Here is a 19,013-nt window from a genome sequence, read left to right on the forward strand (position 1 = left end):
ATCCTAAGCGCAAAACTGGTTGGTGACTAAAATCGATACCTAAAAGATATCGGCAGGGTCGGCATCTTGAACTTTGCGAACCGCGATCGCTCCCGAAATGATACACATTGTCATTGCCAAACACAACACGAGAATAGCGCGATCTATTGTCATGTAGATTGGTAACGAGGTCGCATTCCGGGTCAAATTGTACAGCCCTAAAGACAGTAGAAATCCCGGAATAAAGCCCAAAATCGATAAAATCACTGCTTCTTGAAATACCAGCGACAGCAAGTAAAAGTTGCGGTATCCCATGGCTTTCAGCGTGGCATATTCTGCTAGATGATCGGTGATGTCCGTGTAGAGAATTTGGTACACAATCACCGTGCCCACCAAAAAACCGATCGCCGTCCCCAAGGTAAAAATAAACCCGATCGCCGTACTGCTCCGCCAATAATCCCGCTCAAACTCTAAAAATTCTGCTTTTGAGAGGACTTTGACATCTTCAAACGGATCTTGCAAATCTCGTCGCATCTGCTTGATTAAGCTATCTAAATCAGCACCCGGTTTCAACGTCACCATGCCCACATCAATCATGCCGCTAGTGCGACGGCTAAAGATGCGGAGAAAATTTGTGTCGCTCGTGATAATATTGCCATCGGCTCCAAAGGATGCCCCTAGCGCAAATAACCCGCCGACTGTTAATCGCCGCCCTGCCACTTCGGTTACAACAGGCTTGCCCGTGGCGAATAACTGAGAAATAGGACCAAATTCCGATCGCGATTTTTCATCAAACAACACCACATCCGCTAGACGAATTGGAGTGAGATCGGGCACCAGTTCACGACTAAAGATCGGTTTAGAGGGGTCAAATCCAATCACCAAAATTCCTCGTGTACGCTGATTTTCTGGATTCTTCCACAGGGCAAAATCTAAATAAACTGGACTAATCGACTCGACGCTGCCATACCCCAGCGTTTGGTATAGCCGCCGCTGCGAGAAACTTTTCATCGCAATCATGGAGGTCGATTGGGGGCTAATTAGAAAAATGTCGCCCTGTAGCTCTTGGTGCATACTGACGGAACTATCAAACAGCGCATCTTGAAAGCCAAGCTGAATGAACATCAAAATTACCGCAAACCCAATTCCCGCTAAGGCAATCAGCAAGCGCATTTTTTCGCGTTTAAGCTGTAACCAGGCTAGAGGAATAGCAAACATGATGAATTTCTCTAGGGCGTAATGGTGACTTTAACTTGTAAATTCGTTAATCCAGACACAGGTTGGCTGTCATCTAAACGGATTTTTACTTCCACCACGCGCACATCTGTATTGGCAGCGGGGTCAGTGTTCAACACGTCGTTTTTGCGAATAGCAAGCCCAATTTGATCTACTACTCCAGAAATTTCTCCCGAAAAGGCGGGGCTGGTAATCACTGCTTTTTGTCCCCGTTTCACTTTTTGAATGTCGGTTTCATAGATTTCAGCAACGGCATACATGCGATCGGTTTTGCCAATTTCTACGAGTCCATCGCTGCCGATCTGTTCGCCTTCACGGGCGTGTACTTTGATGATTTGCCCGGTGATCGGCGATCGCACCACTGCCGACTCTAAATCCGCCTTAGCGCGCTGTATCCCTGCCATCGCCACATTTACGGATGCCTGCGCTTGCTGCACATCCGTTGGGCGCACTTCCGCCACGCTATTTAAAGTGGCTCTCGCCTGGTTTCGCTCCCGCCGTGCACGTTCGACTTCTTGACTAGCGGTAGCGTAGGTCAAACTGCGGTTATCCAATTCTTGCTGGGTAATCGCGCCGTCTTTTCGTAGCTCGGTGTAGCGCCTTAGCTCTAAATCGGCTTTTTTCAGCTCAGCCTCTAATCGCAGAACTGTGGCGACACTAGCTTCAACAGCAGATTGCTGGGCTGCAATGTCGCCTCGCTTAGCACCTGCCTGCACTTGAGCCAGCCGACTCTGGGCTTCCTGCACCTGCGCTTGAGATTGTAGTGCTGCTGCCATCAGGCGATCGTACACGTCGAGTACCGCGATCGGTTGCCCTGCCTTCACTTGTCCTCTCTCTTGAACCAACAACCGAGCAACCCGTGGACTCCCAAATACTGGAACGGCAGATCCCGAAGTAGAAGGCGCAGCAACCCTCACCACTTCACCTTCTGGCTCTAAACGCCCTAGCGCAGTGATAGTGGCTGACTGTTCAACCGTTGGAGAGGGAGGCAAAGAACTGGACTGGCTGGTGGATGAAGGGCGCAACGCCAAATAAATTCCCAATCCTGCCACTCCTAACGCCGCAGCTACTAACACGGCAATCAGCGTCCCTGGAGATTTTAATAGCTGTTTCTCACCCAATTCGCTCTACCCGTTGATGTGTGCAAACAATATAAGACAGATTGTTACACAACTCGTGAAAACCCGTGAAAGTATTCATGCACCCTGTCAATTGTTCACTCACCTGTGTTCATTCAACTTATCACTGACGGCAAGTTTAGGCACCTTGCGCCATGCGAGTCGTTCTAAACGTTACATTTGAGCCTTCTTGAGTTTGTTCTAGTACGAGAAGCGGCGTTGGTTTTGCTTTTTGATCCCAGCGCATGTTGGCAATGCGACCCTGAATAGTGGGCTGCCAGCTATCGTGATTGCTGGTAGGGCTAAGAAATGTTTCAATACAGTCGATGATTTGATTGATGGTTACAGAGGTCGGCTGGGTTGGTAGTTTAAGAATTTTGATTTCAATCCGAAATAACACGCGCTTCGTGCCTTTTGGCAAATCGCCGGGTTCATATTCCACATCAAACACTTCATCGACCTGTCGCCCGCCGCTGGCAATGCCAATTTCTCCTTGATGGGGCTGAGACGATCGCAACGCCATCGTAATTTTATCTTTCACTTTCATTTTAATTTGGTTCAAAATTGCAAAGTGAAAAACTTCCTCATCCATCCGCATTCGCAGATAGTCTAAATTAAACTCACGAGAGTGAATTAGATCGGGGTTACGCTCCATTTTGCCGATAGTCTCAACGGCATACTTCAGCTTTTTTTGCAGTTCGCGGTTCTTGAAATTTTCAAACTTTAGTTGTTTCGCCGCTTTATCAAGGCTTACTTTAGTAAAAACGCCTAAGGCAACGAGAAGCAAAAGCAATCCGCCAGATGTAGCTAACCACAAAAGATTGGAGCCAGCCTCGGCAGACTTTGCAGATTGCGCGATCGCAGTGGAACTTGGTTTCGCCGCCTTACTAGAAGCTTGGGCTAGCAAAGGGTTCATAAGAAAAATAGGAACGGACATAGCGCTTTTTACAAAAGGTTTGATTCTATTTAAAAGAGTGCCCAAAATAGAAGCGTGGTCTACATATCTCCATCTTAGATGTATCAAACTTTAAGAAATAGGCTGTAGCGTTTACGTCCAATTATGCGTTGACTTGGTTGACATGGCATTGCTGAATCTGGAGGTGAATTTTGTAGGGATAATCCCCTCTGGTTGCCCTCGATCTCCGATAGGGTGGCACAAGCCTACCCCTACAGTCAGAAATCATACTTGCATTTAGCAACGCCGTTGACATAAGTATAGGAGGAACTTCTGCCAGAAAACCCTTAGCTAGAAATCGCATCTTTCTGAAAGTCACTCAGTAGCTTAGTTAATTCTCCCTCGCTAGCATGATAAACCGTACTGCAAAACTCGCAGGTTGCTTCAGCACCCTGATCATCATGAATCATTTCTTCTAGTTCTGCCTGACTAAATAATTTCAAAGCATTTAACACCCGCTCATGAGAGCAGCCACAGTGAAAGCGCACCAGTTGCACTTCTGGCAAAATGACCAAGCCCATATCGCCCAAAAGTTCATCAAAAATAGCAGGTAAAGTCTTGCCAGCTTGGAGCAAAGACGTGAAACCGGATAAAGTGCTAAGTCGAGATTCTAGTAACTCCACTAACGCTTCATCTCGTGCAGCTTTAGGCATAATTTGAATCAGCAACCCTCCTGCAGCCGAAACCCCCTGCATATCGGTAAACACCCCAACCATCAGCGCCGAGGGCGTTTGCTCAGAGGTTGCCAAATAGTGAGTGAGATCATCGCCAATCTCCCCCGACACTAGCTCCACCGTGCTGGAGTAGGGATAGCCAAAACCCACATCTCGAATCACATATACATAGCCTTTGGAACCTACTGCGCTCCCCACATCTAGCTTGCCATTTTCTGTGGTTGGCAGTTCAATTTCAGGGTAGGTAACATAGCCGCGAACGGTGCCATCTAAGCCTGCATCAACGGTAATACCGCCTAAAGGACCATCGCCCTCAATCCGAATATTGACCCGCGACCCTAGACGTTTCATGCTGGAAGCAAACAAAAGTCCTGCTGTCATTGTCTGCCCTAGAGCAGCCGTGGCAACATAGGAAAGTTTGTGTCGTTGTCGAGCTTCTTCTGTTAAGGAAGTAGTAATGACACTAACGGCTCGAATTCCACCATTAGCGGCGGTTGCACGAATAAGCTGATCTACCATGAAAACCTTAAAACATTTCGTTACAGAGTATGCTTCTATTCTAAAGGGAAGGGGGAAGCAACGTGCGGAGTTTAGGTTAGGGGTGCAGAGTGCGATCGCTCACTCAGCAGTCTATCAATTGGACTACAACCTGATAGTGGCTCTTGCGAAAGCGAGCTAAATCCGTTAAAACAGGCAGCACGGATGCGTGATCAAAATCGCTATCCGAAATTGCAACGTGTGAGTGTGTATAAACCAGCGTGGTATTGGGTGGAGTAAGAGTCTATGTGTGGAATTGTCGGCTATATCGGAACGCAAGCTGCCAGCGGAATTTTGCTAGAAGGGCTGCGAAAGCTGGAGTATCGGGGGTATGACTCGGCGGGTATTGCCACTATCCTGAACAACACAATTCACTGCATTCGAGCGAAAGGCAAACTCCACAACCTGCAAGAAAAGCTAGAAGGCGAACAAAATCCTGCTCAAATTGGCATTGGTCATACTCGCTGGGCAACCCACGGCAAACCGGAAGAATACAACGCTCATCCTCACACCGACACGCAACGCCGAATTGCGGTGGTGCAAAACGGCATCATCGAAAACTACCGCGAACTGCGAGAAGAATTGAAAGCACTGGGGCATGAGTTTCGCTCCGAAACGGACACAGAAACCATTCCTCACTTAATTGCTGAGGAGATGAAACAAGTAGAAGAGGCTTCCACGCCCCACGCTGGATCTCATTCTCCTTTTTTTGAGGCAGTGCGTCGGGCGGTGAACACACTTCGGGGTGCTTTTGCGATCGCCGTCATCAACGCTGACTACCCGGATGAACTAATTGTCGCTCGTCAGCAAGCGCCCCTTGTCATCGGTTTTGGGCAGGGTGAGTTTTATTGCGCCTCCGATACGCCAGCACTAGTACCCTATACCCGCGCCGTGCTAACCCTAGAAAATGGCGAAATTGCCCGCCTGACCCCCCTAGGCGTAGAAGTTTACACCTTTGAAGGACAGCGGCTCAAAAAATCGCCCCGCACCCTCAACTGGAACCCCGTCATGGTGGAAAAACAAGGCTTTAAACACTTCATGCTCAAAGAAATTTACGAGCAGCCCGGAGTTGTACGAGCCTGTTTAGAAGCCTACTTGAATGATCAGTGGGAGCAAGAAGAACTCAAAATTCAAAATTCAAAATTCAAAACTCAAAACTCTCCCATTCGCCTCAACCTTCCTGCCGACTTTTACACTGATTTGCAACAAATTCAGATTGTCGCTTGTGGCACCAGTTGGCATGCAGCCTTGGTGGGCAAGTATTTGCTAGAGCAATTAGCAGAGATTCCGACCCAAGTTCAATATGCCTCGGAGTTTCGCTATGCCCCCTCGCCGCTGACTCCAAACACGCTGACGATTGGTGTGACCCAATCTGGCGAAACGGCGGATACATTGGCAGCGTTGGAGATGGAAATTCGGCGGCGGCAAGCGTTGGCTATTGACTATCAACCGCGATTGTTAGGCATCACAAATCGTCCTGAAAGTTCTTTGGGAGATTTGATTCCTAATATTATTGATACCCACGCTGGCATTGAAATTGGCGTGGCAGCAACCAAAACCTTTTCGGCTCAGTTGGTGGCGTTCTATTTGCTGGCGATCGACCTGGCATATCACCGTAACACGCTTGCGATCGATCAACTAGAAAAGCTGCTGAATGGCTTGCGGCAACTCCCGGCTGAGATTGAAATGATTTTGGAAAGTCAAGAGCGCTACATCGAAGAACTGGCACATAATTTTGCGGAAACCCAGGACTTTATCTTTTTGGGACGCGGCATCAACTTTCCGATCGCCCTCGAAGGTGCGTTGAAACTTAAGGAAATCAGCTACATCCACGCAGAAGGCTATCCCGCTGGGGAAATGAAACACGGTCCGATCGCGTTGCTGGATGCTAAAGTGCCTGTGGTGACGATCGCCATGCCAGGAACCGTGTTTGAAAAAGTGCTGTCGAATGCCCAGGAAGCCAGAGCGCGAGATGCTCAACTGATTGGCATTACCCCAATGGATGAGAAAGACGCAGAAGACACCTTTGATACGTTGATTCCGGTGCCCCATGTGGATGAGATCCTATCGCCCCTAGTGACGGTGATTCCGCTGCAACTGCTGGCATACCATATTGCAGCGCGGCGCGGGTTGGATGTGGATCAACCTAGAAACCTTGCCAAGAGCGTTACTGTTGAGTAAATCTACTCGGTTTTTGTATGAATACAGCGATCGCGGTTCGTCAAATTTCAGTCCAAGACTATCACCAGATGGCAAAATCTGGCATTTTGCGCCCAGATGAGCGCGTGGAGTTGTTATCAGGGCAAATTATCAAAATGGCAGCAAAGGGAACGGCTCACAGTGCCGCAGTCAGACGGATTGAGCATCTATTGAGAGAGCGTTTGGGCAATCGCGTTCTGATTTGCCTGCAAGATCCGATTCAACTAGACGACTACTCTGAGCCAGAACCCGATATTGCCGTGGTGCGCCCAGACCCGCTGTATTACGAAGATCACCATCCCACCCCTGCTAAGGTCTTTTGGCTCATTGAGGTGGCTGATACGAGCTTGAAGTTTGATTGTGAGGTGAAAGCGCTTGCCTACAGTCGTTCCGGCATTGCGGAATATTGGGTGTTGGATGTCAACGATCGCAAACTGCATGTCTATCGATCTCCCAGTGCCAACGGCTATCAAAGCGAAACCATTTTGGCGGAAGCGCTGACCATTGCCCCGCTTGCGTTTCCAGACTGCGTGATTACTGTCCAAAATCTATTACGATCTGCGATCGCGTGAATGCTACCAGGGCAGGCGATCGCCGTTCCAAGAAAAGAATTCGCCGCTGTCGGTTTCTTGTAAGCTGTCGATGACGGTGAGCAGTTGTTGAACGGTACGCTCGACCGAGAACAGCTTTTCGGGGGGCACATTGCGCTGAAACGGGCGCGATAGTTCGGTGTCTGTGGTGCCGGGATGCAAGGTGACGACGATCGCCCGTGGACAGGTGCGCTTATATTCGATCGCCACATTTCGCATAAACATATTCAGCGCTGCCTTAGACGCTCGATAGCCATACCAGCCGCCTAGTTGATTGTCGCCAATGCTGCCTACTTTTGCAGAAATCGTGGCAAATAAAGCGCGATCGCGGTGTTTGAGCAAGGGTTGAATGTGTTTTGCTAGCAGCACTGCGCCAATGCTGTTCACCTGAAAATAGTACAGTAATTGGTCAGCATTGAGTTGACGCAGGCTTTTTTCGGGTTGCATAGTGCCATCATGCAGCACTCCAACGCAGTTGATTACACAGTGCAATGCTGATGTTTCTACCTGTATTTTTTGCACTACGGCGGCAATTTGGGTTTCGTCTGTCGTGTCTAGTGCCAAGCAATGCAGCCGGGAATCTGCAATCTGCAATAGCTCAGAATCGGGATTGCGATAGGTGGCATAAAGAGGAGTGGCGCGATCGCCCTCCAATAACTGGCGCACAAATCCTAGCCCAATCCCCTGACCTGCCCCAACCACTAATGCCGCAACTTGCGGAGCTTTCTCTATTTCCTGATTCACAACCTAAAGCTCATCCTTGATTTAAAAAATAGGGGAGATTGGCATTGTCCATCTCCCCACAATTTAGAACTCAAAACTCAAAACTCAAAACTCAAAACTCAAAACTCAAAACTCAAAACTCAAAACTCAAAACTCAAAACTCAAAACTTCCTATCTTGCCCAGCGGCTACTCTTCCAAAGATAGATAAACAACACGCCAGAAATAACGGCTCCAAGAGTCCATTTCACGGCATTTCGCGTCAATCCTCTAAATTGGCTCACTTGTTGTTGCACTTGGGCAGGAATTTGGTCACGCATCGATTTAATTCGCCCTTCAATTTGGGTTTTAACTGCATCGGGTTTGTTGGGATCGACCGGTGCCCCCATGGAACTTAACTGAGTTGCGATTTTTTTAATATCCTCTGGACTGCTGCTTTTAAGCTGATCTTCTACTTTTTTAAGCTGGGCAAGCTGGGCGGTTTCAAACTCTTTTGCTTTTGCATTGACTTGGCTTTTCAACCCGAAAGTTTGCAGCAGTAGCGGTGGAATCATGAGAAAGTATGCAACTGCCAACAGCAGACACAGCCAGGATAAAAAGCGAAGTATTAGTTTTTCGGGTGCTTTTCGTCCATAAAACTCGCCAAAAAACACAAGCGCAAACCCCAACAATGGCACGACTACCCGTTCCACAAACTGTCCAATCAGGTTAATCCCAAAGCGAGGATCGGCTGGGTTTGCGATCGCAAACGAATGAACCGTATCGACCAGCGCAAACAACAGCAACCCATATCCAACCCAACGCAACCGATAAACGGAAAGATTTTCGCTTGCATCACCACCACTTGATATCGCCATCGCTCAGCATCTCCCAGTAAATGTAAAATTCGTTCAAGATAAAATCAAAAAACCTAGGAACAATCAATTAGGTGGATAGTTTGTTTGCCACCATTGATGCCATGAAATCCAGGTGGTTTCCAACGTTTTGTAAGCCGCTGCTTCGGAAGCTTCAGGCGTAGTGTTTGGTTGCACAGGAGTCGATAATACCGTCCACAAACACCGCCGATCAATTAACGATTCTTTACCTAAAACCCAGGGTAAAAGTCGATTGGGTTGCAAATCGTAAGCATAGCGATTGTGAGTAAACTGCTGCTCTGTCACGGTACTTTTACCACGCGGGTTAATACAGGCTGTTAAGAAAGCCTGCCCTTTGTCAGATAACACTCCATAAAAGCCAGTTTCGGGTTGATACTTCACTTTGAGATTAGCATTTGCCGTATAAATAGGGCTGTAGACAAATAGATAGCGGCTCACATTGCCATCGCTGGTCATGTAGTGTAGGTCGGCGTTTAGGCGAGTGTTGTCCTGCTGAAACTGATAGCTCCGACCAAACCGAGAGTCCTTATTTGCCTTCAGTTCAGAATGAGTCAGCAATTGCCATCCCGGCAAAGGCACTGCCGATTGTAGCGTGTTAACTGGCTGAGCCGCAGCTTTATCTACTTTTGGTAATGTCAGCAATTTTCCTAGAACCAGCAATGTCCCAGTCGTTGTGAGTGCCAGTAGAGACAGGCGCATCGGTTTCCAGGTTAAGTTAAGCATTTTTTTCGGCTCCTGAATCTGGTTTCTGGTCGGGTTTACGCAAGAAAAAGAACCAGCAGAACACCCCAAAGATGAGAACCGCGATCGCCGAAAAAATTAAAGAACCCTGTCCTTCGTGCCAATAGTAAAACGCACTTTTGTCACCTGAATTCGTGAGCATTGCCATCAGTGCGACGCGCAAAGCGTTCACCACAAAGCCAATGACTACTGCTGCCACGATGCACAACCCTTTTTGAACATGCGATCGCAACGGAAACATTAGCAAAAACAAGATTGAAATACTTAGCAATTGGAGAATACTTTGAATGCCAGAACATGCGCCATAGACTTCCACGCGACCCTTGGGCAACTGCAAGAAAACTCCTTGTAGCCGGACTGGAAACCCAGAATACCACAACATAAAAGATGCTGCCTTTGCTGTGATTTCTGACAAATCGATCGCTTCCAAGGTCAGCCGTAGCAGAGGATACACCGCTAACAGACCAAAAATAATAAACTCCCGCCAGTACTGCCTTAGCCCTTTGAACCCTGAAGCCAGTAATCCGGTGCCTAAGCCTGCTACCAACGGCAGCGCCCAAGCAGAAGAAACTGAGTCGGGCGATAAACTTGCTCTGGTAATCATGCCAATTACAATCAAGCCTCCAAGCAGACTGGCAATCCAGTTACTTTCAAGATTTAAAGTCTGGTATCGATCCCAGATCAGTGAACCTGCGGCAATCCAAAACAACAGACAAGTTGCAAATAGTTCTGAATTATCGATCCGACTGAGCAACGTCAGATGAATCGCAGCCAGTGCTGCAACCAAGGCTAATAGCCAATATTTTGGCTCTTTTAGGGTTTGTGACCATTCCATAAGTAATCAACTCAGCAACGTTAGAGCTTCCGAAGAGCTTCCGATATAGGCTTATCAACTTATTGAGATAGGAGTTACGCAAACCTCCGAGGTTTCGGTCAAAATGCATAACTCCTATTAGAAAGAGTTCCCCTGAGAATCGAGGCGATCGCCTTTTAGAAAAATCTTAATTCAAAGGGTAGCCCACAAGACAGAAAGGCAACTAGGTCTGTTGGGCTAAGTCAACTTGAATGCGTAAGGCTCCAGAGCTTCCATCTTTGGAATTGGTGTCGTCTAAGGGTTGAGTGGCTTCTTTAGTGCGGGCACGGGCAAGCAGGGTATAGCGTCCCGGCTGGGTAGGTTGCCATCCATAGCGCCACAATGTCCACTCATGGGGAGAAGCTGGCTGATTTTGCTCAGCGGTTTGCCAAGTTTTTCCCTCATCGGTGCTGATTTGAATCTGTTGAATGGGATTGGCATGATCGATCGCAACTCCTGCAATTAAGATGCCATTCTTCCATCCTGTTTCACCATTTTTGGGAATGGTTACCTGCGATCGCTGATTCCAAACGCGGCTTTCTTCAACTTGCTGGATTAAGGCATGGATTGGAATTTCTGCTGTGTTTGACCAGCCTTGCCGCTCCCAATATCCTTTTTTGGATTTTGCGATCGCCTCAATTTTGGTCAACCACTTCGGCTGCTTTTGCCCAAAATATCCCGGCACAATTAATCGAACTGGATAGCCATGTTCTTTAGTCAGCGGTGCCCGATTCATTTGATAGACCAACTGCACCTGCGATCGCATCACTTCCGCAACAGGCAACGTCGTCTCATAATAATCGGCTCCATGCAGTACAAAAACCACCGCTTCAGGCTTCACCCCCGCCTGCTGCAAAAACGGGAGCAACGGCGTTCCGGTCCATTCCGCGTTGCCAATCAAATTTCCCCCAGTTGGATTGCCAATACATTCCATTGTTAAGTGAAAAAACTCTTGAGGTGCCGCCACTATATCCCCATAGGAAAAATTTAGAGGCATTTCCACTGCGCCCATGATTTGCAATCTCCACCGTTCTGTGTCCACGTTGGCAGGCAAAGCATAGGACTGAACATAAAACTCACTTAGCGACGTAATCAGATGGTCAGGCAAGCGTTCTGCGGGATTTGCCAAATCGAGCGAAAATAGCCTATCTAAAGCCCGCTCTCCACAACTTGCCAGCAGACTCGCACCAATCATCCCCCCTGATCCCTGCAAAACTCGTTTCAAAAGGTGTCGCCGCTTCACAATGTTGAATTCCTCTGCTGGATAATGGGCTGAAACGCCTGCTTCCACCTAAAACGTTGCTAGTTAAAACACTGTAAAGAAATAATGATAGGTCTAGTAGGGAGTGGTGAGCAGTCATGTAGCAATTTAGATGCAAAGAAAATTTAGATGCAAAGAAAATTAGATGCAAAGAAAAGCGCTATTTCCTTGCTAAATTTCATTTCTGGTTCATAATGATTGGCGTTGGAGTTCGAGGGTTAATGCTGTGACTGAACGGAGCAATCGCTGGCTCGTTAGTATTGTGATGGGGCTGGCACTACTGGCTTTTTTAGGGATTTCGATCGCGCCGCTGCTGAGCGGATTGTTTCCGAGTAATCAAGCTGCTCCGGTTGCGAGTTCGCCCACCCCTGGAGCCTCGGCAAGCCCAGCGGTGAAAAAGGAAGAGTTGGAGCTACAGGCGAAGGGCTATGAGGCGGTGCTGCAACGAGAGCCTGAAAACCCCACGGCTTTGAGAGGGCTGCTAGAAACGCAGTTAACCTTGGGCAATGTGCAAGGGGCGATCGCGCCGTTAGAAAAATTAGCGAAGCTCAACCCCAACGAAACATATTATGCGGTGTTGCTAGCACAGGCAAAACAACAGACTGGCGATCGCGAAGGAGCCGCCCAAACCTACCGCACCATTTTGACCACCAAGCCTGGAGAAATTATGGCGCTGCAAGGGTTGGTTGGGTTGCTAGTAGAGCAAAATCGCCCCGAAGCAGCGGTTAGTTTGTTGCAAGATACGCTGAAGACTGCGACTCAAGCCAATCAGGTGCAGCCCGGTGCTGTGGATGTCACCTCCGTTCAAGTGCTGCTAGGGGGTGTATACGCGACTGGCAAGCGGTATGACGAAGCGATCGCCATCTATGACGAAGCCGCTAAAACCAGCAAACAAGACTTCCGCCCCGTCTATGGCAAAGCCGCTGTGTTAAAAGAGCAAGGCAAATTAGACGAAGCAAAACCGCTGTTTGCGAAAGCGGCTGAGCTTGCCCCCGCCAAATTCAAAGACCAAATTAATCAGCAGGCAACAGGCGCTCCTGCGGCACCAGGTGGCGTAGCTCCAGCGCCTGGAGTTCCCCCCGTTCCAACTGTGAAACCGACGATCGCTCCAGTGCCGTCGTCTAAGTAAGTCCTTTCGGGACACCTTCCAATGCGGCAGCAATACCAAAAGCGATAAACAGACCGCCACCTAGGGCAGTAATGGTTTGTTCGGAGATGCGTCCGGCAACGAGCCGTCCGCCAATGACTGCTATCGCCGCACATAGCGTATGTCCCGCAATGGCACCTATCATCACGCCCCAAGGATTGTAAGACGCGGCTAAGGCGATCGTGGCAAACTGAGTGCGATCGCCCCACTCTGCCATAAAGGTGAGGGTGAATGCTTCTAGAAACACTCTCCAAGCGGTGCCAGATTTTACTTTCAAAGTAGACTGTTGAATCGCGGCTTCTGCTTCTGCTACTTCGCTACCGATTGACTGAGGAGACATTTTCCACGCATCGTATAAAAGTTTTAGTCCAAAGCCAATAAATAAGGTAATTTCTGCAAGATGGATGGGATATTTTGGCAGTTGTGAAATCGCTTGCCCCATTAAAACTGACAGAATCGTCATGATTGCTAGCGCTACTACTACACCTAGAAACACTAGGCGACGGGAATGACGCATTGCCAGCAACATCGCGATCAAAAAAGTTTTATCGCCTAATTCAGACAGCCCAACTAATAAAAAGCCAGAGGTGAAACCAGCAAACATTTTTCAAATTCCTAATCAAACGTGCAAGTGCAGCGTGAGCTTGATTAGAGATAAACGACTCCACCAAGCTCACTCAACAGTGAACTTAGTGAAGGTCTCGCTTGCAAAAAGGCTTTATGAAGTTAACAACGTTAGGTTAGCTGGCTGTTTGCTATGAAGTACTCTTCAAACAGAAACCGCGATCGCTAAAACTTGATTGCAAACCATCCTATTTGTCATCTGAACCAGGCTTTTGCGCCAGTATGTTGATTCAGATGGGCTGGCAAAACCAGCAGCTACTCCCCTTCAGACCGTTCTGATTGTATCAGCATTTACCCAAGTTGGTGACCGCAACTCGCACAAAAGCGATCGCTAGGCTTAACCGAAGTGCCACACTGAGTGCAAAATTGCCGGATGGGAGTAGGGGGTGTCGTGTTTGCAGCCCCAGACTCTGATCCCATCCGCATTTCCATAGCGCCCATCGTCATTGCCATCGGTTTTGAATTCATTTGCATCGTGCCCATCGTCATTGGCTGCATGGGTTTCATTGGTTCCATGGGGGGCATAGATGGCATGGGTGGCAGGGTAGAAGCGGGAATATTAGTTTGCTGCACAGATAATTTTTCCGCAGTGCTGAAGGGCAGAGCCGTAGCGGATAGGCTCATGTGACTGCCCTGAATTTGGATAAACTGATTTCCAGCGTCGGTTTGCAGCTTGACTACAACTCCCTCAGAAGTTCGGTAGACTTCAGGAGGAGAAATCCATGCACCGGTTTGCAAGCTGTTGCTTGACTGCTGTTGTTGTCCGATACTGCTGCTAGCGATCGCGATCGTGGTTTGTGTGCCCTGATTGCTCAGATCAAGCCGCTGTCCGCTGCCTAAGTCACAACTATATGCCATGAGCTTTTTCCCTTGCTTGTTCGCTCTAGTGTACAAATCCCAGGACTGAGATGACTGTAAAAAAAACCTTAAGAAGAGTGCTGCTGCTGGCGTTAGTTGTTGCCCTTGGACTAACTTTTTCGCCCATGGGCAACAAAATTTTGGATGCGATCGCGTTCACAAATGTTGATCCAACCGCTAATTCATCAACTGGCTCAACCTATGAGCAGCGAGCTAATCATAGCCCTGATGGGATTGGCAAATTTTATATGGGGCGAGAAATTGCCCAAGTCATGGGACATTTGGGCGCAGGTTGGCTAGAACGCCCCACTCGCGAACGAGAAGAACGCCCCCAGCAGTTAATTAATTCCTTGAACCTAAAGTCAACAGATGTAGTGGCAGATATTGGCGCGGGTACAGGCTATTTCAGCTTTCGGATGGCGACTTTAGTACCAAACGGTAAGGTGCTAGCGGTAGATGTGCAGCCGGAAATGATTGAGATCTTGAATGGGTTGAAACAAGAGAAGCGGATTGAGACTGTCGAGTCTGTTTTAGGCAGCGTGACAAATCCAAATTTGCCTCTTGCAAGTGTTGATTTGGCGATTATGGTCGATGCATACCACGAGTTTGACCATCCCCGCGAAATGATGAGCGCGATCGCCCAAGCCCTCAAACCCAGTGGGCGCGTAGTGCTGGTAGAATATCGCGGTGAAAATCCTTTGGTGCCAATCAAGCCATTGCACAAGATGACCCAACGCCAAGCCCGAAAAGAACTGGCATCCGTGGGCTTAAACTGGCTAGAAACGAAAGATTTTTTGCCCCAGCAGCATGTGATGATTTTCGGTAAAAAAGCTTGATGGGATGCAAAGTGTTAGATGCGGAGCGCAGACACAAATCGCTCAATGCCTGCTAAGTCTTGATGAATTTGCACATCGCGATAGTTCCCATTTGCCCACAGCAAGTCAACTACACTAGCCGCTTGCCCCATCATTAGCTCGATTAGCCAGATACCGCCCGATCGCAAATAGTCAGGAGCATCTGCCACTAAATGACGAATGCAGTCTAATCCATCGCTGCCGCCATCTAGGGCTAAGTGAGGTTCATGCTGGGTAACCTCTGGCTCCAGTTCCAATACCATTTGGCTGGGAATATAAGGCGGATTGGACACCATTCCATCAAGACAGCCTTGCAGATGGGCGAGTGGTTCAAACCAAACTCCGTGATAAAACTGAATGCGTTCCGTCAGCCGATACGCTTGGGCATTGAATTGGGCGATCGCCAATGCTTCATGGCTGCAATCCACGGCATGAATCGTGGCATGGGGTAACGCGGTTGCCAATCCCAGAGCGATCGCGCCGCTGCCAGTGCCAAGGTCAGTCCAATGAGAGGGCGAGGGGCAAGAGGCAAGGGGCGAGAGGCGGAGGGCGAGATCAATCAACAGTTCCGTTTCGGGGCGCGGAATTAGGACGGCGCTGGACACTGTAAGCTGAAAGTTTCGCCAAGGAGTAGTGCCTGCCAAATATTGCACAGGCGTGTGTTGCTGAATGCGTTGCTGCCAGCGCTGAACTAATTCTTCTAACGGCATCACTAATTCAATCTGGGGCTGATCTTTGAAGCGTTCTAACCGCATATCCAGGTTAGACAGCGCTGATGATTGCTGCAACAGCCAAGTCGCTTCCTCCACGGGAATATTTGCGGCGATCGCAGCCCCTTGCGCCTCCTGCCACCACTGCCAAACCGCTTGCCCAGACGCAAAAAATCCTCGCTTCTGGGTAGAAAACGAGGATCGAGGATCTAAATTGGCATCAGACATAAAAAAGTAAGAGCGCAGCAAGCTGAATCATACTACACCGCTCTCTTTACCCCTTGAGTCTGCCTATTTTTTAGGAGTTGCAGGCTTTGTAGCCGGAGCCACCTGCGGCTTGGCTGGAGTTGCCCCAGGCTTTTTGTTGTTTTCCAACAAAGTTTGCACATATTCCATCGACTCACGCGGCGGAATTAAGACAATCTGCTCTAATTGAGGATCATTTTTGGTTCTCAATACTTCAATCACTCCTTCTAAATTCAATACCTGAACTTCTAAAGTGGAAGCAACTTTAGGATCTTGCTGCTTAAACCGATCCATCAAGGATTGAAGCTCTTCTTTTTTGAAAAACATCGGAATAACTGACTTGTTGCCCTGTTGAATCGTCAGGTAGCCTTTCTCAGCACCCCCTCGCGCCACAAACAGCGGCGTTCCTGTAAATTGCTGATCTTTCTTCTCACTTTGCTTCACTAAGGCTTGAGCCGTAGTCACCTGTTGGCGCGAGGGCACAAAGGCAAACTCTAGCTTTTCTTTCTTTTCTTTATTAACTTGATTCAGTTGGTAGACTTCTGCCAGCGACACAGGCACAACACGGACATTCTTGGCAACTTCAGGGCTACGGTTCTTGAGTCCATCCAAAAAAGCTTGAGCATCCTGCTGAGTGATAAAAACTCCCGCAACAGGGTTGCCTTTCTGCCCACTGGGTGGAGCCGCTACTAAAGGTGCGCCATCCGAGTTAGCAATGGTGAAAACAGGGATTGGGCGCAGTTTTTGAACTATTTGTTCCTGCGTCAACGCCAACACTTGCAAAGTGCCCATTAGCAGCGACCCAGCTAGGGTGCTACCCACGAGACCCACAGTCGCGCTCCAGCGAATTAATGACTTCATGACTGCTCCTAGCATCAAAATAAAAGGGTTACAAACAAGACGAACAGATCTATCTAACTAAAAGCTTGTCGAATAGGGCTAGCGCTATCAGGCATAGCAACGACACAGGTGAACTTTTCTAAACTAGGAATCTTTATAGCCAACCCCTAGGATAGTTAATCGTACTTCTAAATTCATCGCAACATTATAGAACCATGAGCAGGTATTAATACTCTCCCTTCATAAAAAACCTACTGGCTTAACAGCAAAATATAAAAGACAAGTTATTCAAGTTGCACCAAAGCTTTCGATTAAGGACTTGAGAATTTCTATTAAGTTCCCTGCAATTCTATATTACTCAACAAGACTGAATCGACCCTTACTCAAAATCGTTATGACTATGATATACTCGTAGCAGTTCGTAACGAACAGGTCATCAAGCGTGTGGATATTGCATCTATGCTTGGCTGTTTGGTTTCTGGGCTGATCAAAATTAACACCGCACTCTCAAGGAGACTACCTCTCATGACTCAAGAAGGATGCTTGCGAGTTGGGCAATCTGCTCCTGATTTCACCGCAACGGCAGTCGTTGATCAAGAGTTTAAGACGATCAAATTGTCTGACTATCGCGGCAAGTATGTTGTTTTGTTCTTTTATCCGCTGGATTTCACTTTTGTTTGCCCTACTGAGATTACAGCCTTTAGCGATCGCTACGACGAATTCAAAGCCATCAATACTGCAGTATTAGGCGCATCAGTCGATAGCGAATTTTCTCACCTCGCTTGGATTCAGAGCGATCGCAAGTCGGGTGGTGTGGGCGATTTGAACTATCCCCTTGTAGCTGACATTAAGAAAGAAATTAGTGCCGCTTACAATGTGTTGACCGATGACGGAATTGCCCTACGCGGTCTGTTCATCATCGACAAAGACGGAGTAGTTCAGCATTCCACCATCAATAATCTTGCGTTTGGTCGCAGTGTGGATGAAACCCTTCGCACCCTGCAAGCCCTTCAACATGTGCAGTCTCACCCTGATGAAGTGTGCCCTGCTGGCTGGCAACCTGGTGATGCAACGATGAATCCTGATCCGGTGAAGTCTAAAGAATTCTTTGCCGCAGTCTAAGACTGACGGGTTAGATGTAGGAAAGAGGGTAAGCATTGTTTACCCTCTTTTTGTGTATTGTCCAGCGATCGCTCATTGCCGCAAAACAAGTTGGCATGATTGGATGCTAACAGCGGAAAGTTTTTTGCATAATAGAAAATGCCAGCTGCTTTCCTCTTTCTCAAACTTTAGCCCCATGTTAACCTCGACGGACTTTAGCGGATTGCTCAGCGATCGCTTCTTTAAAAACTTTTTGCCCATTCCGGCTAGCAATGATTTGAACACTGGAATGCTCACTCCTGATTTTGTGCTGCCCAATGTGACCCACGATCAGGAAATTCAGCTATCCAGTTTTCGCCAGCAAAAGCCGATAATTTTAGCGTTTACGCGCATCTTTACCGAAAACCAATATTGTCCATTTTGCTTTCCCCACATCAAAGCCTTGAATGATCGTTATCAGGAGTTTTGCGATCGCAACATCGAACTTTTGATGATCACCAGCACCGATCTTCATCAAAGCAAAATTGTGGCGCAAGATCTCGGCTTAAAAATGCCTTTGCTGAGCAACCCCGGCTGTCAAGTTTTTCAGGAATATCATACTGGGCAAGCACTAGGGGCACCATTGCCAGCCCAATTTGTGCTTGATCAGCAAGGGCGGCTTCACTACAAACACTTATTCTCATTTTTGGATCATAATGCCAGTGTGGACACGCTTTTACAAGTAGCTAAAAAGACAGTAAAGCAGTAGAATGTCTCACCCAGTAACTAAAGACCTCACATCAAAATTTTCAGGAAAGTCATACATCGCGTTAGATAGACTGAAAGTATACTTCCCGTGTCTGATTCCCGTGTCGATCGCTAGTTTCCCACGGACTAACAGACATACCTTAGGAG

The 19,013-nt window shown here is 48.0% G+C and carries 19 protein-coding genes; 6 read left to right on the forward strand and 13 right to left on the reverse strand.

Features of this window, described 5'->3' with window-relative positions:
* Positions 1–39: 39 nt before the first annotated feature.
* The 4 genes from devC to hslO form a co-directional block, all read right to left on the reverse strand.
* Entirely contained in the window at positions 40–1,197 is a 1,158-nt protein-coding gene (gene devC, locus AB3R30_RS08660) for an ABC transporter permease DevC (protein WP_458648773.1), read from the reverse strand.
* 11 nt (positions 1,198–1,208) lie between these two features.
* Positions 1,209–2,336: an ABC exporter membrane fusion protein gene (locus tag AB3R30_RS08665; protein ID WP_458648774.1), complete on the reverse strand. Its 1,128-nt coding sequence runs from the start codon at positions 2,334–2,336 to the stop codon at positions 1,209–1,211.
* Between the two features lie 136 nt (positions 2,337–2,472).
* The gene (locus AB3R30_RS08670) at positions 2,473–3,249 is read right to left on the reverse strand and encodes a hypothetical protein (protein WP_458648775.1); all 777 of its coding nucleotides are present in this window, start codon (positions 3,247–3,249) and stop codon (positions 2,473–2,475) included.
* A gap of 326 nt (positions 3,250–3,575) precedes the next feature.
* A complete protein-coding gene (gene hslO, locus AB3R30_RS08675; RefSeq protein ID WP_458648776.1) occupies positions 3,576–4,481 on the reverse strand; it encodes an Hsp33 family molecular chaperone HslO in 906 nt (301 codons plus the stop codon).
* Between the two features lie 264 nt (positions 4,482–4,745).
* Between hslO and glmS the strand changes: the two genes are divergently transcribed.
* Complete coding sequence (gene glmS / locus AB3R30_RS08680) at positions 4,746–6,680, forward strand: glutamine--fructose-6-phosphate transaminase (isomerizing) (RefSeq protein WP_458648777.1); 1,935 nt, start codon at positions 4,746–4,748, stop codon at positions 6,678–6,680.
* A gap of 17 nt (positions 6,681–6,697) precedes the next feature.
* Positions 6,698–7,270 carry a Uma2 family endonuclease gene (locus AB3R30_RS08685; protein ID WP_458648778.1) on the forward strand — a complete coding sequence of 191 codons (573 nt, stop codon included), beginning with the start codon at positions 6,698–6,700 and terminating at the stop codon, positions 7,268–7,270.
* A 3-nt stretch (positions 7,271–7,273) separates the two neighbouring features.
* On the opposite strand, the gene AB3R30_RS08690 is transcribed toward AB3R30_RS08685, so the two are convergent.
* The 5 genes from AB3R30_RS08690 to AB3R30_RS08710 form a co-directional block, all read right to left on the reverse strand.
* Complete coding sequence (locus AB3R30_RS08690; protein WP_458648779.1) at positions 7,274–8,032, reverse strand: SDR family NAD(P)-dependent oxidoreductase; 759 nt, start codon at positions 8,030–8,032, stop codon at positions 7,274–7,276.
* A gap of 150 nt (positions 8,033–8,182) precedes the next feature.
* Positions 8,183–8,866, reverse strand: coding sequence for an HpsJ-like protein, cyanoexosortase A-associated (gene hpsJ-A, locus AB3R30_RS08695; protein WP_458648780.1), 684 nt, complete (start codon positions 8,864–8,866; stop codon positions 8,183–8,185).
* 63 nt (positions 8,867–8,929) lie between these two features.
* Positions 8,930–9,607 carry a cyanoexosortase A system-associated protein gene (locus AB3R30_RS08700; RefSeq protein WP_458648781.1) on the reverse strand — a complete coding sequence of 226 codons (678 nt, stop codon included), beginning with the start codon at positions 9,605–9,607 and terminating at the stop codon, positions 8,930–8,932.
* Positions 9,600–10,460, reverse strand: a complete 861-nt coding sequence (crtA, locus tag AB3R30_RS08705) for a cyanoexosortase A (RefSeq protein WP_458648782.1) — start codon at positions 10,458–10,460, stop codon at positions 9,600–9,602. The genes AB3R30_RS08700 and crtA overlap by 8 nt, the downstream gene beginning before the upstream one ends.
* 202 nt (positions 10,461–10,662) lie before the next feature.
* Positions 10,663–11,769: a molybdopterin-dependent oxidoreductase gene (locus tag AB3R30_RS08710; protein ID WP_458648783.1), complete on the reverse strand. Its 1,107-nt coding sequence runs from the start codon at positions 11,767–11,769 to the stop codon at positions 10,663–10,665.
* A 196-nt stretch (positions 11,770–11,965) separates the two neighbouring features.
* Here AB3R30_RS08710 and AB3R30_RS08715 point away from each other — a divergent pair, with 196 nt between their 5' ends.
* Entirely contained in the window at positions 11,966–12,868 is a 903-nt protein-coding gene (locus AB3R30_RS08715) for a tetratricopeptide repeat protein (protein ID WP_458648784.1), read from the forward strand.
* On the opposite strand, the gene AB3R30_RS08720 is transcribed toward AB3R30_RS08715, so the two are convergent.
* Together AB3R30_RS08720 and AB3R30_RS08725 are read right to left on the reverse strand one after the other, a co-directional pair.
* Positions 12,861–13,490, reverse strand: coding sequence for a TMEM165/GDT1 family protein (locus tag AB3R30_RS08720; RefSeq protein WP_458648785.1), 630 nt, complete (start codon positions 13,488–13,490; stop codon positions 12,861–12,863). The two genes, AB3R30_RS08715 and AB3R30_RS08720, sit on opposite strands and share 8 nt — an antisense overlap.
* 311 nt (positions 13,491–13,801) lie before the next feature.
* Positions 13,802–14,368 (reverse strand): zinc ribbon domain-containing protein, encoded by a 567-nt coding sequence (locus AB3R30_RS08725; protein ID WP_458648786.1) that lies wholly within the window; start codon positions 14,366–14,368, stop codon positions 13,802–13,804.
* A 50-nt stretch (positions 14,369–14,418) separates the two neighbouring features.
* Here AB3R30_RS08725 and AB3R30_RS08730 point away from each other — a divergent pair, with 50 nt between their 5' ends.
* On the forward strand, positions 14,419–15,204 hold the full coding sequence (locus AB3R30_RS08730) for a class I SAM-dependent methyltransferase (RefSeq protein ID WP_458648787.1): 786 nt from the start codon (positions 14,419–14,421) through the stop codon (positions 15,202–15,204).
* Between the two features lie 14 nt (positions 15,205–15,218).
* Here the strand turns inward: AB3R30_RS08730 and prmC are convergent, their stop codons facing one another.
* Positions 15,219–16,160, reverse strand: coding sequence for a peptide chain release factor N(5)-glutamine methyltransferase (prmC, locus tag AB3R30_RS08735; protein WP_458648788.1), 942 nt, complete (start codon positions 16,158–16,160; stop codon positions 15,219–15,221).
* Between the two features lie 63 nt (positions 16,161–16,223).
* Positions 16,224–17,039 carry a Tic22 family protein gene (locus AB3R30_RS08740; RefSeq protein ID WP_458648789.1) on the reverse strand — a complete coding sequence of 272 codons (816 nt, stop codon included), beginning with the start codon at positions 17,037–17,039 and terminating at the stop codon, positions 16,224–16,226.
* A gap of 504 nt (positions 17,040–17,543) precedes the next feature.
* On the opposite strand from AB3R30_RS08740, the gene AB3R30_RS08745 reads away from it, so the two are divergent.
* Together AB3R30_RS08745 and AB3R30_RS08750 are read left to right on the forward strand one after the other, a co-directional pair.
* On the forward strand, positions 17,544–18,140 hold the full coding sequence (locus tag AB3R30_RS08745) for a peroxiredoxin (protein WP_458648790.1): 597 nt from the start codon (positions 17,544–17,546) through the stop codon (positions 18,138–18,140).
* 175 nt (positions 18,141–18,315) lie between these two features.
* Entirely contained in the window at positions 18,316–18,867 is a 552-nt protein-coding gene (locus AB3R30_RS08750) for a peroxiredoxin-like family protein (protein ID WP_458648791.1), read from the forward strand.
* Positions 18,868–19,013: the final 146 nt, after the last annotated feature.

The organism is Sivoneniella epilithica UHCC 1019, from assembly GCF_040830845.1.
In the GTDB taxonomy this organism is placed as follows: Bacteria; Cyanobacteriota; Cyanobacteriia; order Leptolyngbyales; family Leptolyngbyaceae; genus ULC077BIN1.

What these genes read in the sequence shown, in the direction of transcription:
- devC (WP_458648773.1), bottom strand. Translation starts at nt 1,197, where the DNA reads ATGTTTGCTATTCCTCTAGCCTGGTTACAGCTTAAACGCGAAAAAATG.
- AB3R30_RS08670 (WP_458648775.1), bottom strand. Translation starts at nt 3,249, where the DNA reads ATGAACCCTTTGCTAGCCCAAGCTTCTAGTAAGGCGGCGAAACCAAGT.
- hslO (WP_458648776.1), bottom strand. Translation starts at nt 4,481, where the DNA reads ATGGTAGATCAGCTTATTCGTGCAACCGCCGCTAATGGTGGAATTCGA.
- glmS (WP_458648777.1), top strand. Translation starts at nt 4,746, where the DNA reads ATGTGTGGAATTGTCGGCTATATCGGAACGCAAGCTGCCAGCGGAATT.
- AB3R30_RS08685 (WP_458648778.1), top strand. Translation starts at nt 6,698, where the DNA reads ATGAATACAGCGATCGCGGTTCGTCAAATTTCAGTCCAAGACTATCAC.
- hpsJ-A (WP_458648780.1), bottom strand. Translation starts at nt 8,866, where the DNA reads ATGGCGATATCAAGTGGTGGTGATGCAAGCGAAAATCTTTCCGTTTAT.
- AB3R30_RS08700 (WP_458648781.1), bottom strand. Translation starts at nt 9,607, where the DNA reads ATGCTTAACTTAACCTGGAAACCGATGCGCCTGTCTCTACTGGCACTC.
- crtA (WP_458648782.1), bottom strand. Translation starts at nt 10,460, where the DNA reads ATGGAATGGTCACAAACCCTAAAAGAGCCAAAATATTGGCTATTAGCC.
- AB3R30_RS08720 (WP_458648785.1), bottom strand. Translation starts at nt 13,490, where the DNA reads ATGTTTGCTGGTTTCACCTCTGGCTTTTTATTAGTTGGGCTGTCTGAA.
- AB3R30_RS08725 (WP_458648786.1), bottom strand. Translation starts at nt 14,368, where the DNA reads ATGGCATATAGTTGTGACTTAGGCAGCGGACAGCGGCTTGATCTGAGC.
- AB3R30_RS08730 (WP_458648787.1), top strand. Translation starts at nt 14,419, where the DNA reads ATGACTGTAAAAAAAACCTTAAGAAGAGTGCTGCTGCTGGCGTTAGTT.
- prmC (WP_458648788.1), bottom strand. Translation starts at nt 16,160, where the DNA reads ATGTCTGATGCCAATTTAGATCCTCGATCCTCGTTTTCTACCCAGAAG.
- AB3R30_RS08740 (WP_458648789.1), bottom strand. Translation starts at nt 17,039, where the DNA reads ATGAAGTCATTAATTCGCTGGAGCGCGACTGTGGGTCTCGTGGGTAGC.
- AB3R30_RS08745 (WP_458648790.1), top strand. Translation starts at nt 17,544, where the DNA reads ATGACTCAAGAAGGATGCTTGCGAGTTGGGCAATCTGCTCCTGATTTC.
- AB3R30_RS08750 (WP_458648791.1), top strand. Translation starts at nt 18,316, where the DNA reads ATGTTAACCTCGACGGACTTTAGCGGATTGCTCAGCGATCGCTTCTTT.